The organism is Oceanobacter kriegii DSM 6294 (assembly GCF_000422845.1).
GTDB lineage: Bacteria > Pseudomonadota > Gammaproteobacteria > Pseudomonadales > Oceanobacteraceae > Oceanobacter > Oceanobacter kriegii.
The window spans coordinates 115786-131032 of record NZ_AUGV01000009.1; the positions used below are offsets into that span (position 1 = coordinate 115786).

Below are 15247 nucleotides of genomic sequence, written 5' to 3' on the forward strand. Positions count from 1 at the left end.
CGCAGCCGTGAATGTGCTTGAGTTAACCGCGGTTGGCAAAACCGTGCAAGCCGCCAGTGGCGATTCACTGACGCTGCTGAATCAGGTATCGCTGCAAGTGGCACAAGGCACCAGTTTGGCCATTGTCGGTGCTTCCGGCAGTGGTAAGTCGACCTTGCTGGGCATTATGGCCGGGTTGGATTTGCCGACTTCTGGTGCCATTCAGCTGCTGGGTTATCCACTGCAACAGCTGGACGAAGACCAGCGTGCCGCCGTGCGTGCGGAAGGCGTCAGCTTTGTATTCCAGAACTTCCAGCTGCTGCCGGGACTGACCGCGTTGGAAAACGTCATGCTGCCGCTGGAAATTCGTGCCCTGGCTGGCAATGCCCGGGCAGAAGCCCGTGAGCTGCTGGACAGCGTTGGCCTCAGCCATCGTCTGGATCATTACCCAAGCCAGCTGTCCGGTGGCGAACAACAGCGGGTAGCCCTGGCCCGGGCGTTTGCCGGTGAACCCAAAATCCTTTTTGCCGATGAACCGACCGGCAACCTCGACCGCAATACCGGCAAGCAGGTAGAAGATCTGCTGTTCGCCATGAACCGCGAGCGCGGCACCACGCTGGTACTGGTCACTCATGACCCACAATTGGCGGATCGTTGCCAGCGTCAGGTACGTATGACCGATGGCCATCTACAAGACGTTAGCCCGGCGGACACTGTGCAGGAGGGGTCATGAACACGACTTCTTCTGGCAATTCTTCAGCAATGCCCGCTGGTCGCTCGATGCCATTGTTGCGACAGTGGGCACTGGCGTGGCGACTGTTGTGGCGTGAAGCCCGCAGTGGCGAGCTGACGCTGATCCTGCTGGCGCTGTTGATTGCGGTGACTTCGACCACTGCGATTTCGCTGTTCAGCTCACGGCTGGAACTGGCGCTAGACGACAAATCCTCCGCCTGGCTTGGGGCCGATATGCGGGTGCGCTCCAGCAAGGCGTTCAGTGATGAACAGCTGGCGATACCGGCTGAGCTGGGCCTCAAACAAGCACAGGCACTGACGTTTCCAAGTGTGGTGCTGCATGGCGACGATATGACGCTGGCGGCGATCAAGGCCGTCGATGACAACTACCCGATGCAAGCGCGCCTGAACGTGATTACCGAGGGCAACCAACAGCCGCAACTGCAAAATCATGGCCCGGCACGGGGCGAAGCCTGGGTGGAACCGCGCTTGTTGGCACTGCTGAACGCCAGCGTGGGGGATAACATTGAATTAGGTGACAGCGTGTTCCGGGTAACCGGTGAAATCACCGAAGAATCCGATCGCGGCGGCGGTTTTTACAGCTTGTCCCCACGCATGATGGTGCACTGGGACGACGTGCAAAACAGCCCGCTATTGGGCCCCGGCAGCCGCCTGCGTTATCGCCTGCTGCTGGAGGGTTCGCCAACCCAGTTGCAGCAATTTGAAGACAGCTTCCCGCTGACCGATAAACAACGCATTGAAACCCTTGAAGAGGGCAATCGTCGTATGTCGCGCTCGCTGGATCGTGCACGGGAATATCTGGCGTTGGCGTCGCTGCTGGCAGTGGTACTGGCCAGTATTGCAGTGGCAATTTCGGCCCAGCGCTATGCCCAGCGCCATTTCGATATCAGTGCCCTGATGCGCACCTTTGGCCTCAAGCGCAACGATGTGCTCAAGCTGTATTTGTGGCAATTGCTGATGCTCGGACTGGCGGCCGCTGCCATTGGTGCGTTGCTGGCACTGGGGTTCCAGGCGGCGATTATTTCGCTGTTGGCAGATGTGTTGCCGGAACAACTGCCTGCTGCTCCGGCGCTGGCCTGGCTGCTGGGGCTCAGCTCCGGGCTGGTTACTCTGTTGGGCTTTGGCGTGCCTCATTTGTTGCCGTTGGCTAACGTTGCGCCGTTGCGGGTGTTGCGTCGGGACCTGACGCCGGTGCCGCTGGCAGGCTGGATGATCACCGCTGTGGCGATTGTGTCGTTGGCGCTGTTGCTGTGGGTGTTCACCGGTGACCTGTTGCTGACATTGCTGGTGATGGGCGGTGGCTCGGCACTGGTGCTGGTGTTGCTGGCTGGGCTGCAAGGGGCGATCGTACTGTTGCGCAAGCGTCTGGCCAATCGCGATTTACCGCTCAACCTGCGCTTTGCCTGGCAGCACTTGAGCCGCAATAGCCGCCAGACCGCGGGCCAGATTCTGGCCTTCTCGCTGACCTTGCAGGTGATGATTGTGATTGCCATGTTGCGTAACGACCTGCTGGCCGACTGGCAAAACAGCCTGCCGCAGGACGCTCCCAACGTATTCGCGCTGAACATTCAGAGCTACGACAAGGACGGCTTTGAACAGGCACTGGAATCCCGTGGTTTTGTGTCGAAAACCCTTTATCCGATGGTGCCGGGCCGGTTGCTGGAAATTAACGGCACCAGCATTCAGGACCTCAAGCTCGACCGTGTTGGTGCCATTGACCGTGATCTGGCGCTCACCGCAGATGACCAGCTGCCGGATTCCAACCGCGTGGTGGCGGGGGACTGGAGCATGTCTGAGCCCGGACAATTGTCGATGGAGGTCGAACTGGCTGAACGGCTGGGCGTGAAACTGGGCGATACACTGTCGTTCCGTGCAGCCGGGGTCGATTTTGAAGCCGAAGTCAGCAGTTTCCGCGAAGTGGACTGGACCTCGCTAAGCCCTAACTTCTTTATGATGTTCTCACCGGACATTATGGAAAAACTGCCACCGAGCTACATCACCAGCTTTAACGTGCCAGACGGCGAGCAAGCCGAGCTGACCAGCCTGATTCGGGAATTCCCGGCGGTGAATATTCTGGATATGCAGGCACTGTTGACCCAGCTGCATACCCTGTTGCAGCAAATTACCCTGGCGGTTGAGCTGATTTTGGTGGTGGTACTGGTCGCCGCGGTGCTGGTGATGGTGTCGGCGCTGGTGGCCAGTCTGCGTGAACGCTTGCAGGAAGGCGCACTACTGCGCACGCTGGGCGCCAGCACCGATGTGATTCGCAAGGCGCAACTGACCGAATTTGGTTTGCTGGGGCTTGTGGCTTCGGTCATGGCGCTGGTGTCGGCGGAGCTGCTGTGCTGGTCGCTGTACACCTTTGCGCTCAATATTCCGTACAAGGGTTTGGGCTGGATCTGGCTGTGGTTGCCAGTGGTCGCAGCATTGGCATTGGCACTGCTGGGCAGTGGCTTGCTGCGCAAAACCGTACGGGTGGCACCGCTGCGGGTTATCCGCGAATTGGGCTGATGGGCGGCGGCGGATGCAGCAGTCTGTGGTGTGTCGGATGGCGCCTTCGGCTTATTCGACCTACAGGGCTGTTGTAGGAGGTAGCTTGCTGCCGATGGATGATCGACGGCAAGCGACTTTCACAGCTCTGTTTTCAGACGCCAGAGGCTACGCGACCCGCTCAACTCCAGACTCCAGGCCGCCTAGCTCTCTTTGGTGTAGGCTTTTGATAACGCTGTCATTTTTGTGTAAATGGAGTTGGTGGTTGAGTTGATCACCACCGGCACCAGTTGCGCGTTTTCTTCCAGCGTTAAACCGCGGCGCGAAAAATTCCACTGTGCCTGTATCTGGCCCAACAACTCCCGCGTTTCTGCCGAGGTATTACCGCGGTTGTTCAGCGCCGTCAGGGTTTCGTCAAACTGCGAAATGGACGCCATCAAATCCTGTTCCACCTGCTCGGACGGTACTTTCCAATAATAGGCAATGTAGTCGCGAGCGATTCGTTGGGTCAGGGCTGCTTCTCGTTCCGACATATCAATCAGGTCGGCATTGGCCGAGCTCGACTGATGATTAACGGCATCCACCGTGTTGTTGCATTTGGCCAGCAAGGCGTTGCTTTCGTTGATAACCGACATGGCGTTGGCATGCATTAGCTCCGGCTCTGCGGCGATACGCTGGGTGAAGGCTTGCCAGTTTTGGCTGAGTTCCGCCAGTGGTTGCTCCAGTTGGTGCTCGACTGCGTATTGCTGCAACTGCGCCAGCTCATCACTGAACACCGCCATGCTTTCCTGCATATCGGCTTGCATGGCTTCCGGGCGAATACCGGCGCCAATGGCGAGGTAGTCCTTGGTAATCCGTTGCGATAACGCACACAAGTGGCCTGACAGGTAATCGGCTTCCGCGTCTGAAATCGTTTCGGCGAGGACGGTAGAGGAAAAACCTGCTGCCAGCAGAGTGCACAGCATTTGAGATTTGCGCATACCAAACTCCTTTTACACATTTTTCGTAAGGTTAATCCTAGACCTGCACTGTGACGCTTCAATGGAAATTCAGCGTCAATCTGTAGGATTGTCCATCAATATTGTCAGGTTGTGTGGTCAGGTTGTGTGGTCAGGTTGTGTGGTCAGGTTGTGTGGTCAGGGTCTGGCGGCGGAAGTCAGTTGCCGGGCTGCGCTTCTTCCTCGTAGATTTCCCCAAAGCGGTAGGTTTGCTGTTTGTCCCGGGCATCGAAGCGGGTGTCTGAGTCGTCTTGCTGTACTTCAAAGCTGTTTGCATCTGCACTGGTCAGCTCCATCAGGCCGTCACGATGGCTGGTAAAAAAGATGCGATTGCCGGCACGGTAGTATTGTCGGCCCAGCGGCTTGAAGTGGTTGGGGTCGATGCCTTCGAGGCGTTCAACATGAGCATCCTGATGAAAGAACAGCTGCTCCTTGTCCCGGACAAACAAGCTGTCGACTTGCTCAAGCGTGCTGATGTCGATGTTTGGGAGTGGGGTGAAGTTCATGTCCTCAAAGGCGTACAGATTGCGATGATCTCTGACCAGGCGGTTTTCCATAACGACAAGACTGGCAGGATCGAGGTCGACCGGAGCTTTCTCGCCTCGGTAGTAAACCTGCTGCTTGTCTCTGGCAAACCAATAATCGATGGGCTCAAAGGTCGCAAAGTCTGCGTCGGCAATGGGTTCGTGCTGGTAGTAGAGGGTGTAGACACCGCCGGTTTCCGAGTGGGCCCAGTTGGTTTCTTCAAACAGCTGAAACGTCGCTGGGTTGGCGTTTTTGACGATGTCGGTGCCATGCACCACCTGATGGTCGTTCATCCAGTAGTCTTTTCCCTGACGTTCCACCAGATGCAGGTTGTTGGCGTCGACGCCTTCTACCGGGCGTCCAAATTCGTACAGACGGTGTTTGTCGAGGGCAAAGTAGCGGAGGTGGAACTCTTCAATCGTATTGAAGCTTGTAAAGGTGGCGGCATCGCTTCCTGCGATGGGGCGCGCGTTGTAGTAAGCAACATTATCCACCACGGAATAGCCTTCGTTGGCAATGCCTCGAGCGAGGTTGATCAGTGCGCCTGGTATGCCCAGAAACAGGATGGCCAGCATCCAGACAACGGCAACAGCCCCGGCGACCTTGAAACTGTTGAATCCCCAGAAATTTACGCCGAACAGTCCTGCAATCAGGAAGATCGGTAATGGGTAGCCCAAAAATACCATCCCGGTGATGAGTCCACGCAGGCTGTCATGGCTTCCCGGTGCGGCAAACATCATGGGCGACATCATCACAGCACTGCCCCAGGGCGTGACCAGCATGGTGACGAACAGGTTCAGAATCAGACTCATGGTTTGATGTACCGGAACGTAAAAGGAAAATAACAGAAAGCCCCCTGGCACTTGTAAGTGAAAGGGGCTGGCAAGCGTTGCGATGTTTGCCGGAGTCCAGGACTACGAGGAACCTAGAGCGACTTCATCGCCTTGCGTACTTCGCGGTAAATCGTCTCGCTGACCCGATATAGCAGGGATTGCAGAATTTGGGTGGTGACTTCTTCCTTGGCCTTGACGACGGTGTAGCCGACCATTCGCATCAGCTTCTGGATGAACTTCAGAATCCAGCCGGAAATATCCACCGCCAGCTCCAGTCCCTTGCTCAGCACCATGGCGAGGTAGTCTGCCACCGTCATACCAGCGACCAATGGCACCGCCACAACAGCCAATACCGCTTTCACCAGATAGAAGGCTGCAGCGTTTAGCTTGTGCCATACCGTCGAGTTGGCGGTGGAGTCGATGGCGTCGCTGTCGAGCCATTGTTTGATGGCGCTGAATGAGAACTGGGGTTCCGCGCGGCGTAATTCCTTCCAGGCCTTGCTGCCAACGGAGTTCAGGTAGTTGCCCATTTTGTGCTGGGAGAAGCTGAATACCTGTCCGGCATTCGGCATGTAGCACGGCAGCCCCCAGGCAGGCGCATGAGCGTAGGGAAACAGCGGCACCATCGGGACCGGGTCGGCACTGTGGTAGACCCGCAAAATATTATCGGGGCTGAGCTTGGTGGTGATGTTGCGGGCAAAGCCCATCTCGCCGTAACCAACCCTTGGCGCACCGAAGGAATACAGTTTCACCTTGACCTGATAATTACTGGCAATCCAGTCCGCCGCCAGGTTGGCAACGGCACCGCCAAGGCTATGGCCAATGCAGTGAACCGTGCGAACGTCTTTCTGGCTGGCAAGGTATTCGACCAGCTGCTCTCTCAAGGTGTTGAACGTATGGTTGAAGCCCGAGTGAACAAACTCGCCAGTGGAAGAAATATTCAGTCCCATGCGCGCGTCGGTGATCCAGTCGGCACCGTAGTTACTGCTCGTTGTACCGCGAAAAACAATAAACACATCGCCGCTGTTGGCGTTTTTGCCACGCGCACAAATGGCAAATGCTGATTGGGCATTGATCAGACGGAAGCCGGTTTTGGCTTGCACAACCTGACCGCTTTGCTCGGCCAGACCAAAGCTTTGACCAAAGATTTGCATGTCGAAGTCCGACTGTACGTCGTAGACCTCTTTTGCCATGCGGGCGATTTCAGATGCTTGCATCGTGCGGTTCTTCCCTGTGAAAGTGAAATGTCAGATATCCCAGCGACACAAACCGCCGATCATGCTGTCGGTTTTGTCGGAACGTTGCAGTGGGTTTTGCAGGTCGCAGGTGAGGTTGTCTGGCTTGCCGCCAAACTCGGCATATTCCTCCGGTCTGGATTTACCACCGCCCCAGATCTGTTGCCTGTCGCCCTGATATTCAACAAACATGGCCTGATGGGAAACAAACTGGACCAGATCGCCGAGGCGGCTTTCGCCCCAACGAGCGTCAAACCGGAACACGCCGTCACTGTTGGTGGTGGCTGTGTCTGTGTAGGTTTTGCCGCCGTAGTCAGCGGTACGGGTGATGGTGACGTTGGCAAGGGCTTTGCCATCGTTGAAAAGCTGGCCTTCAAAGGCTGAAAACAGGCAGACCTTGTCTGCGTTAAAGAGTCCCACTGTGTTTTCTCCGCATGCACTCAGGCTGATGAGACACAAAATGACGGCGCACAATTTCATTCCCGAGCCTTCTTTTTGGAGTGCCTTGTTTCAGACGCCCTGATCGACGTCCTTGTGTTAATTGGCGGGCAGCTTACCTGCCAGGGCCAGTGACAAACGGGAACGTGGTTCCAATTTGTCGAGTTGTGGCGATCAATTTGTCAATTAACGAACTGGCTCACAGTTTGGATACTAGGGACCCTCTGAATAACTCGGTGCCCGCTCTGGATGACAGGGCGAAGCTGAGTCCCGAAGCTGATTTGCAGGCCTGGCGGGTCAAGTCAAAAAGCAGCGACACAGAGTCAGCGATGCCCTGCCATCCCCTTCGGGCGCGGCCTTCAGCTCGCCAGAACGGCGTTGGCGAACTTGAAAAGGACCCGTCATTTCGCTGCGTTCGCCGCCTTGTTCTGACAACCTGCAGGACTCGCGCAGAGCTGTGCAGAGTTATTCAGAGGGTCCCTAAGTCGTTTTTCTTGCCTCTGAAGAAACAACGAACGTATTTATGTGTAAATTGTTGCCGTAAGTGGGAATAGTCCGTTCGATAGGTCGATATTTTGTTAGCAGGCTAACTAATTTACTCTGTGTGTATTAGTTAACTATTCAAGTAATTTAACCTGCAGGCGCTGAACTTGGGCTGATCAGTTGCTGTGTTGGTAACGGGGATCGCAAACATGGACAGTGATATCGGCTGGTTGCTGGGGCGTGCTGCCCACAGCTGGAAAACAGTGGTGGATGTGTGGATGCAGGATCTGGGGCTGACCCAGTCGCGTTGGATCGCATTGTTGCACCTGAAGCGGATGGGGCAAGGCGTCACCCAGAGCCAGCTGGCGGCGGATATCGGCATCGAACAACCGTCGATGCTGCGAACCCTCAATCAGCTGGAAGACAGCGGCCTGATTGAGCGTCGTGCCGACCAGCAGGATGCCCGTCGTCGCACCTTGTGGTTTACCGCAGCAGGCACGGCCTTGCTCGAAAAGGTAGAGGCACGTGCTGTCGAAGGCCGTAGCCACTTGCTCGACGGGCTGAGTCCGGATCAACGGCTGGCGTTCCGGGCGGTGTTGCAGCAATTACTTGAAAACGCCCATGTGGCAACGCAGCGGCCAGGCTCTCTTTCCTGTCCGCGTCGTCAGTCGCTACCTGTACCGGCGACTGCCAGCGATCTTCCTGATACACGCAATTAACGAGTTCACATGACACCTGATATTCATTTCAACCGCTGGATGAAGCGGGCGGCGATCCTGTTTCTACTGGTTTTGGCTTACCTGCTGTTTATTGATATTGCCTTGCCGCTGACCTCCTATGCCATGGTGCAGCGGCCGGTGGTCACCGTCGCACCACAGGTGTCGGGTGTTGTGACCGACGTGCTGGTGGAAAACAACGCGCAGGTAAACAAGGGCGATGTGCTGTTTCGTATCGATGCCCGCGATTACCGCCTTGCGCTGGAAAAAGCCGAGCTGGCGTTGTCACAGGTGAGTCAGACCAATGCCGCGCTGAAGGCGCAATTGGCACAAGCCGAGGCGGCGGTGCAGGAGGCCGACGTGGCGGTTACCGAAGCGCAGCGCGAGCTGCAACGGGCCGAGTCGTTGCACCAACGCAAGCTGTCGAGCCAGCAGGCACTGGATCAGGCCCAGACCCGGCTGGATTCTGCCAAGGCCCATTATCAGGCGGCGCTGGAGAGTCGTAATGCCACCCGCGTGCAACTGGGGGACGACGGTGAAGATAACCTGCGGGTACGTCAGGCACGCAATGCGTTGGCACAAGCGCAACTGAACCTGTCGAGAACCACGGTGGTGGCACCGGAGGCCGGTGTGGTGTCCAACTTGCAACTGCTGCCGGGCACCCAGGCCAATGCTGGCCAGTCGCTGATTTCCCTTGTGGCTGCCGGTAATGGCCGTATTGCGGCGGATTATCGTGAAAAGAGTTTGCTGAACATCGACCCGGACGCGGCGGCCTGGGTGGTGTTTGATGCCTTGCCGGGTGAGGTTGTCCACGCCCATCTGGACAGCCGTGACATGGGCGTTGCCAAAGGGCAGCTGCTGGCCAATGGTCAATTGGCGCAACTGGACGACAGCGACCGCTGGGTCCGTGATGCCCAGCGAGTACGGGTGTATTTACAAGCCGATGCCGGTGCTCTGCCGAATGCGCTGGTGAGTGGTTCACGGGCGACGGTGATGATGTCGGCGTCAGACAGCGGACTGCTGGCCTGGTTGGCGGCGGCCCAGATGCACATCATCAGCTGGTTGCGTTATGTCTACTGAGACCTCTCAGCCTGCTCTGACCAGCACTACGGCCAACACGCCAGCCAACACAACTGAGAACAGGCCAGTGAACACGCTGGCGTTATCTGACTTCGAACAACGACGCTTGCTGCGTATTGCCTTCAGCGGTGTTGCCGGCTTTGCCATTTGCAAGATCATGGGCTGGCCTTATGGGGTGTTCTTTGCCGTGTTTCCCATGTTGTTGATGGGCATGGTGCCGGTGTTCAACACCATGATCGCAGCCCAGTTCCTCGGCGGGGTGGTGGTGTCGGCGCTGGAAGTGTGGCTGCTGCAAACCCTGCTGGTGCCGTATCCGGTACTGATGCTGATGGTGGTGGCGTTTTTCTTTGGCTGCCATTTTCGCTGGATGATCACCACGCCGTATTTGCTGCTGTGGGCTTCGAGTCTGGTCACCACCACCACGGTGCTGAATCTGGGCAGCTACCAGCCCGAGAGCATTCACAACATGATGATTGCAACCGCTCTTGCCAGCATCATTTCGGTGGTGGCGGCGGCGCTGATGTTCTGGCTGATTCCCGAACCGGACAGCCCTGGGCGACCGCCAGAGCAGCACTTGAGCAAGGCCCAGATCAACCACCGCATGTTGATGGGCGCGATCCTCTGTACGGGCTCTTACGTGGTGTTTCAGCTGTTTGACTTGCAGGACTCGTTGTCGGCACAAGTGGCGACGGTGCTGGTGTTGTTCCCGATGACCTTGCAAGGCACCCTGCTGAGCGCCTGGAACCGGGCTCGCGGTGTGCTGTATGGCTGCGCCATGGCCATGCTGGTGCAAGTGCTGATGTACGACCTGATTGATCATCTGGTGCTGGTGGTGCTGGCGATGTTCATGACCATTCTGGTAGCAGCACGGCTGCATCTGGCCGAGCGCGCAGGTTCGGCAACGGGCTTTGGTGCGCTCACCACCATTGGCATTTTGTTTGGCCAATACATGCAGCCCGGCGGCGATATTCTGTATTCCAGCGTTTATCGCGTTACCTCAGTGATCTTTGCGCTGGTGATTCTGATGATCTGCGCCCACTTGCTGGATCGACTGCTGAACGGCTTTGCGGCTACCCGCAACGAGTGAAGCGGCGGGGATTTTCATCCCGGCGTTTTGGAATCGTCATGCTGATAAGGCAAGATAGCCGTATGGATTCTGAGGAGTACGGCATGATTTTGCGGCGACCATTTGTATACATGCGTCACGGCCAGACCAACTACAACGTTAACGATTGGTACTGCGGCAGCAGCGAAGCGGTGCTGACCCCGGAAGGGGAAGAGCAGGCCCGCAGTGCGGCAGCGCTGCTGAATCGCGACTGGTCGGTGGTGGTGGCCAGCGGCTTGCAACGCGCCCAGCGTACCGCGCAACTGGCGGTGCCGAATACCGACCTGCTGATTGACACGCGCTTCAATGAACGCCACTTTGGCGCCGACGAAGGCCAGCCGATTCAACGGCCGATCAACCATCTGGCAACGCCGCCAGAAGGCGAGCCCTGGGCTGATTTTCGCAACCGCGTCGCCGACGGCCTGAACGCCATTCTGGAGCAATACACGCTACCGCTGTTTGTTGCCCACGGCGCGGTCTACCGTTGTATCTACGATATTTTCTACAACACCACCGAGTGCGAAGCCTTTCCCAACGCCACGCCGGTATTGATTGAACCGGTGGGGGATACGGACGACGACAGTCACTGGCGCATTACGCCGTTGGCCGAACTGTCGGCCGATCAGATGGCATCCCTGATTTCCTGAACCGCATTCTCTGAACCCGCCGCATTTGTTACCCTGTAACGGTTTATTTGTGGTGGGTTTTTTATGTCTGATTCTTCCGTTCGTGTGCACCTGATTACCGGCTTTCTCGGAACCGGTAAGACCACCACGATTTTGCATTTGCTGAAGCACAAGCCTGCCAATGAAAAGTGGGCGGTGCTGGTGAACGAGTTCGGCGAAGTCGGAGTGGATGGCACCATTCTGAAATCGCTGGGGGACGGCGTGGCGGTGCGTGAAGTGCCGGGCGGTTGCCTGTGCTGTGTGTCCGGCTTGCCATTCCAGATTGGCATGAACAGCCTGATTGCCCGCGAGCGGCCAGACGTGCTGCTGATTGAACCCACTGGTCTGGGTCATCCTAAGCAAATTCTCGATATCCTGCGACAGGATGGTTACGCCGACGTATTGCATACCGGCGCGACCGTTACTCTGGTCGACCCGCGTCATCTGTCGCAGTCCCGTTACCGCGAACACGATATCTATCAGGATCAGCTGGCAGTGGCGGATGTGTTGGTTGCCAACAAAACCGATCTTTGTAATGACGAGGATATGGCGGCGTTTGCCACCTTGGTCGAGTCGCTCAAAGTCAGTAAGCCTGCCTTGCAAACCAGTCAGATTGTGAATGGCGAGCTCGACACCGCCTTGTTGTCTGTGACGGACAGTGCTTCTGTTGAGACTTCTTCTGGCACTGCCAGCCTGCCGCCGGTACTGGATTTAACCCAGCCATTGACGCTGAAAAACGATGAATCGTACCGAGCCTTGCACCAGCAGGCCGACGGTTTCTTTGCCGTTGGCTGGCTGATCACCGACCGCTGGCGCTTTTCCGCCAGCAAGGTGCGGGATTGGTTGTACGGCCTCGATGTTGAACGCGCCAAGGCGGTGTTGGCCACCGACGAAGGCGTGCTGGCGTTTAACTTCCGCGAAGGCGCCCTGAGTGAACAATATCTTGGTCAGGCCGATGCCATTGCCTGGGAAAACCGGCTTGAACTGATCGACCTCAAGGCACTGGATGAAGCCAGCTTGTTACAGGCATGGCAGGCGTGTGTCGGAACGGGTTCGCAGTCTCCGGCTTCTTGATCAATCTGTCATCGAATTCCTACAGAAATGCCACACTCACTATCCACACTGCTGCGTTCCGCGCTGATGACCCGCTTTGGGGGAAGACCATCAGCGTTCATTTTGACGACTCAGCAGGTATCCAAAATGCGCATGATCATGTCTGTTCTCGGTATGGCCGTTGTGGTCAATGCCTGTCACGCGGCCAGCAATGCCGACGTGGCGGCGTGTGGCGACAGCAGCGGCATCACCCTGATCAGTTCGATACAGGGCAACGGCAGTGCCAGCCCGATGACCGGCACCATCGTGGTGGTGGATGCCATTGTCACCCGGGTGTCCAATGACGGCTCTGACAGTGCTTTTGACGGTTTCTGGTTGCAGGAGCAAAGCGCCGATTCAGACAACGACGCCAGCACCTCGGAAGGCATCTTTGTATACGACCGCAATCTTGAAGTGGCGGTGGGCGACCAGGTTCGGTTGGCCGCCACCGTGGCGGAGTACAACACCCTTACGGAACTGAAAACCGTCACCGACATGACCGTGTGCAGCAGTGGCAACGAGCTGCCCGAAGCGCAACCACTGGTGCTACCAGTCAGCGAGGAACTGGCGTTTGAAGCTCTCGAAGGCATGCGCATTGTTGCCTCGGAGTCGCTGCTGGTATCCGACTTTTATGGCACTGGCTACGGCTTTGGTAATTACGGCCAACTGGTGGTGTCGTCTGCCTTGCAGTTCCAACCAACCGAATTGGCCGCTCCGGGTAGTGATCAAGCCGCAGCTCTGAGCGCTGGTTATGCGTTTGACCGTTTGCTGGTGGACGATGGCAGCGCCGAGACTTACCCGGCGTTTATTCCTTTCCCGGATGCTGTGAACGGCTACGGTGTGGATAACCCGGTACGCATTGGCGACACCGTCGATGAGCTCAGTGGCGTGATGCACGTGCTGGGGCGCCACTACGCGGTGATTCCTGCCACTTACACCATTACCGCAACGCATCCGCGCAGCAGTGAGCCAAGCGTGAGCGAAGACGCCAATCTGCGCATCGCCAGCATGAACGTACTGAATTACTTCAATGGAGATGGCGAAGGGGGCGGTTTCCCGACGGCTCGGGGTGCCAAAACGCAGGCTGCCTTCCAGATGCAAAGCGACAAGATTGTCGCGGCCATCGACGCCATGGACGCCGGCGTGGTTGGCCTGATGGAAATCGAGAACGACGGCTTTACCGCCGACAGTGCCATTCAGTATCTGGTGGATGAGCTGAACGCGCTGCAAGCCGAAGGCGATGAGTACCAGTTTGTGAATCCGCAAACCGCCAGCGGCGTGATTGGCACCGACGCCATTGCGGTGGGGCTGCTGTATCGTCCGGCAGTGGTAACGGCCACGGGCACCACCGTGGTGCTGGATAGCAGCAATTCGCCAACCGATGATGATGGCGTGCTGTTTAGGGATGACAAGAACCGGCCGTCACTGATTCAGTCTTTCAGTTTCAACGACCAGACTTTCACGGTGTCGGTCAATCATCTGAAGTCGAAAGGTTCGGCCTGCGATGAAGCCAGCGAAGGCGAGGACGGTCAGGGCAATTGCAACCAGACCCGCACCCGCGCCGCCAGCGGCTTGCTGCAATTCCTGCAACAGCGTCCGACCGGTGTTGAATCTGATGCCAACCTGATCATGGGTGACCTCAATGCCTATCGTATGGAAGATCCGGTACAGACGCTGCTGGATGGTGGCTATGTGAACCTGAAAACCTCGCAAGCGGCGACCGAAGCGCAGCCGTATTCCTACAGCTACAGCGGTTTGCTGGGTTCACTGGACCATGCGCTGGCAACGCAAACCCTGGCGGATTGGGTGGTCAGTGCCGGAGCCTGGCACATTAATTCGGTGGAAGATTCGCTGATGGATTATGAAACCGAAACCAACGGTCAAAGCTACCGCTCGGTGGACAACTACGCCAATGCCGATCCTTACCGCTCTTCCGACCACGATCCAGTGGTGATTGGTCTGCGTATTGAAGCGGCTGCGGCTGAAACTCCGGTGGATGAAGATGATTCAGACACGGGCTCTGATGGTTCGGCGGATGATGTGACAGACGATGTGACCGAGGATACGGCTGACAATGACAGCACTGCTGAACAAGCCAGTGATTCGGATTCTTCGGCGGGGGCGTCCGGCTGGGTACTGCTGTTGTTGGCCGCCGCGGCTCTGCGTGCCCGTCGTCGTGCTTGATCGCAGGGGTTAGTTCTTCTGTCTAACCCCAATACTTAAGCTTTACCGGGCAAGCAGCACGACTGACTTGCCCGGTCTGTTAATGAAAGCCGGGCTGTTTGGCTTGCTCAACCAGCGCGCCAGCGCCCTGATGGGCAAGTCGAATCCGCTCGCTCAATTGGCGCAGTTCGCCATCGTTCATGGGCTGTTGACGGGTAGAGCAGGCGTGTTGCTGGTTTTCGGAATAGATCAGCCGGGTTTGCTGCCAGCGGCAGCGATTGCCTTTTTGCATCCATTCATTCAACAGCGGCATTGGCATATCGGCCAATCCTTCGACCAGCTCGGCACCGTAGCCTTGCAGGGTCAGGCTCAGCGCCGCCAGGGCTGCCAGCCGGTCGTCATCGAAACAAAAGTCACTGCCGGTGCCACACAACACCACCCGTTTGCCCTGATAACTGACGTCTTCCAGAATCGGCCAGGCATCCGCCCAAGGTTGCTCCGGGGTGCCGAAGGCATGGATCGGCAGCGCCAGAATCAGGGTGTTGTAGGGCTGGATGTCTTCCGGCAGGCAGCTCAGCAGATTGCACAGTGCCACATCGGTCCAGTCCAGATAATGTTCCAGAGCACACGCCGTTGCGGTAGAGCAACGACAGCTGCTGTCATAAAGAATGGCGACTTCAGGCATGGTGATT

General features: G+C 57.2%; 13 protein-coding genes. 8 read left to right on the forward strand and 5 right to left on the reverse strand.

Annotated elements, in window-relative coordinates; translation table 11 throughout:
• Positions 1-13 precede the first annotated feature (13 nt).
• Positions 14-712 (forward strand): ABC transporter ATP-binding protein, encoded by a 699-nt coding sequence (locus G516_RS0108090; RefSeq protein ID WP_245582635.1) that lies wholly within the window; start codon positions 14-16, stop codon positions 710-712.
• The gene (locus tag G516_RS0108095) at positions 709-3243 is read left to right on the forward strand and encodes an ABC transporter permease (RefSeq protein ID WP_051219069.1); all 2535 of its coding nucleotides are present in this window, start codon (positions 709-711) and stop codon (positions 3241-3243) included. The genes G516_RS0108090 and G516_RS0108095 overlap by 4 nt, the downstream gene beginning before the upstream one ends.
• Before the next feature lie 182 nt (positions 3244-3425).
• On the opposite strand, the gene G516_RS0108100 is transcribed toward G516_RS0108095, so the two are convergent.
• From G516_RS0108100 to G516_RS0108115, 4 genes are all read right to left on the reverse strand, one after another.
• Positions 3426-4202 (reverse strand): type IV pili methyl-accepting chemotaxis transducer N-terminal domain-containing protein, encoded by a 777-nt coding sequence (locus G516_RS0108100; RefSeq protein WP_028293229.1) that lies wholly within the window; start codon positions 4200-4202, stop codon positions 3426-3428.
• 176 nt (positions 4203-4378) lie between these two features.
• Entirely contained in the window at positions 4379-5557 is a 1179-nt protein-coding gene (locus G516_RS0108105; RefSeq protein ID WP_028293230.1) for a DKNYY domain-containing protein, read from the reverse strand.
• 113 nt (positions 5558-5670) lie between these two features.
• Positions 5671-6795 (reverse strand): lipase family protein, encoded by a 1125-nt coding sequence (locus tag G516_RS0108110; RefSeq protein ID WP_028293231.1) that lies wholly within the window; start codon positions 6793-6795, stop codon positions 5671-5673.
• Positions 6796-6825: 30 nt separating this feature from the next.
• A complete protein-coding gene (locus G516_RS0108115; RefSeq protein ID WP_156878986.1) occupies positions 6826-7233 on the reverse strand; it encodes a DUF6795 domain-containing protein in 408 nt (135 codons plus the stop codon).
• A 710-nt stretch (positions 7234-7943) separates the two neighbouring features.
• Between G516_RS0108115 and G516_RS21595 the strand changes: the two genes are divergently transcribed.
• From G516_RS21595 to G516_RS21605, 6 genes are all read left to right on the forward strand, one after another.
• The gene (locus G516_RS21595) at positions 7944-8453 is read left to right on the forward strand and encodes a MarR family transcriptional regulator (protein ID WP_051219071.1); all 510 of its coding nucleotides are present in this window, start codon (positions 7944-7946) and stop codon (positions 8451-8453) included.
• A gap of 9 nt (positions 8454-8462) precedes the next feature.
• A complete protein-coding gene (locus G516_RS0108125) occupies positions 8463-9530 on the forward strand; it encodes an HlyD family secretion protein (protein WP_028293233.1) in 1068 nt (355 codons plus the stop codon).
• Positions 9520-10617 (forward strand): DUF2955 domain-containing protein, encoded by a 1098-nt coding sequence (locus G516_RS0108130; protein WP_051219073.1) that lies wholly within the window; start codon positions 9520-9522, stop codon positions 10615-10617. The genes G516_RS0108125 and G516_RS0108130 overlap by 11 nt, the downstream gene beginning before the upstream one ends.
• Positions 10618-10655: 38 nt before the next feature.
• Entirely contained in the window at positions 10656-11282 is a 627-nt protein-coding gene (locus tag G516_RS21600; protein ID WP_084644949.1) for a histidine phosphatase family protein, read from the forward strand.
• A 63-nt stretch (positions 11283-11345) separates the two neighbouring features.
• Complete coding sequence (locus tag G516_RS0108140; RefSeq protein WP_028293235.1) at positions 11346-12374, forward strand: CobW family GTP-binding protein; 1029 nt, start codon at positions 11346-11348, stop codon at positions 12372-12374.
• A gap of 126 nt (positions 12375-12500) precedes the next feature.
• A complete protein-coding gene (locus G516_RS21605) occupies positions 12501-14576 on the forward strand; it encodes an ExeM/NucH family extracellular endonuclease (protein ID WP_051219076.1) in 2076 nt (691 codons plus the stop codon).
• Between the two features lie 79 nt (positions 14577-14655).
• On the opposite strand, the gene G516_RS0108150 is transcribed toward G516_RS21605, so the two are convergent.
• Positions 14656-15240, reverse strand: a complete 585-nt coding sequence (locus G516_RS0108150) for a flavodoxin family protein (protein WP_156878988.1) — start codon at positions 15238-15240, stop codon at positions 14656-14658.
• Positions 15241-15247: the final 7 nt, after the last annotated feature.

What these genes read in the sequence shown, in the direction of transcription:
- G516_RS0108150 (WP_156878988.1), bottom strand. Translation starts at nt 15,240, where the DNA reads ATGCCTGAAGTCGCCATTCTTTATGACAGCAGCTGTCGTTGCTCTACC.
- G516_RS0108130 (WP_051219073.1), top strand. Translation starts at nt 9,520, where the DNA reads ATGTCTACTGAGACCTCTCAGCCTGCTCTGACCAGCACTACGGCCAAC.
- G516_RS0108125 (WP_028293233.1), top strand. Translation starts at nt 8,463, where the DNA reads ATGACACCTGATATTCATTTCAACCGCTGGATGAAGCGGGCGGCGATC.
- G516_RS0108105 (WP_028293230.1), bottom strand. Translation starts at nt 5,557, where the DNA reads ATGAGTCTGATTCTGAACCTGTTCGTCACCATGCTGGTCACGCCCTGG.
- G516_RS21600 (WP_084644949.1), top strand. Translation starts at nt 10,656, where the DNA reads ATGCTGATAAGGCAAGATAGCCGTATGGATTCTGAGGAGTACGGCATG.
- G516_RS21605 (WP_051219076.1), top strand. Translation starts at nt 12,501, where the DNA reads ATGCGCATGATCATGTCTGTTCTCGGTATGGCCGTTGTGGTCAATGCC.
- G516_RS0108100 (WP_028293229.1), bottom strand. Translation starts at nt 4,202, where the DNA reads ATGCGCAAATCTCAAATGCTGTGCACTCTGCTGGCAGCAGGTTTTTCC.
- G516_RS0108110 (WP_028293231.1), bottom strand. Translation starts at nt 6,795, where the DNA reads ATGCAAGCATCTGAAATCGCCCGCATGGCAAAAGAGGTCTACGACGTA.
- G516_RS0108140 (WP_028293235.1), top strand. Translation starts at nt 11,346, where the DNA reads ATGTCTGATTCTTCCGTTCGTGTGCACCTGATTACCGGCTTTCTCGGA.
- G516_RS0108095 (WP_051219069.1), top strand. Translation starts at nt 709, where the DNA reads ATGAACACGACTTCTTCTGGCAATTCTTCAGCAATGCCCGCTGGTCGC.
- G516_RS21595 (WP_051219071.1), top strand. Translation starts at nt 7,944, where the DNA reads ATGGACAGTGATATCGGCTGGTTGCTGGGGCGTGCTGCCCACAGCTGG.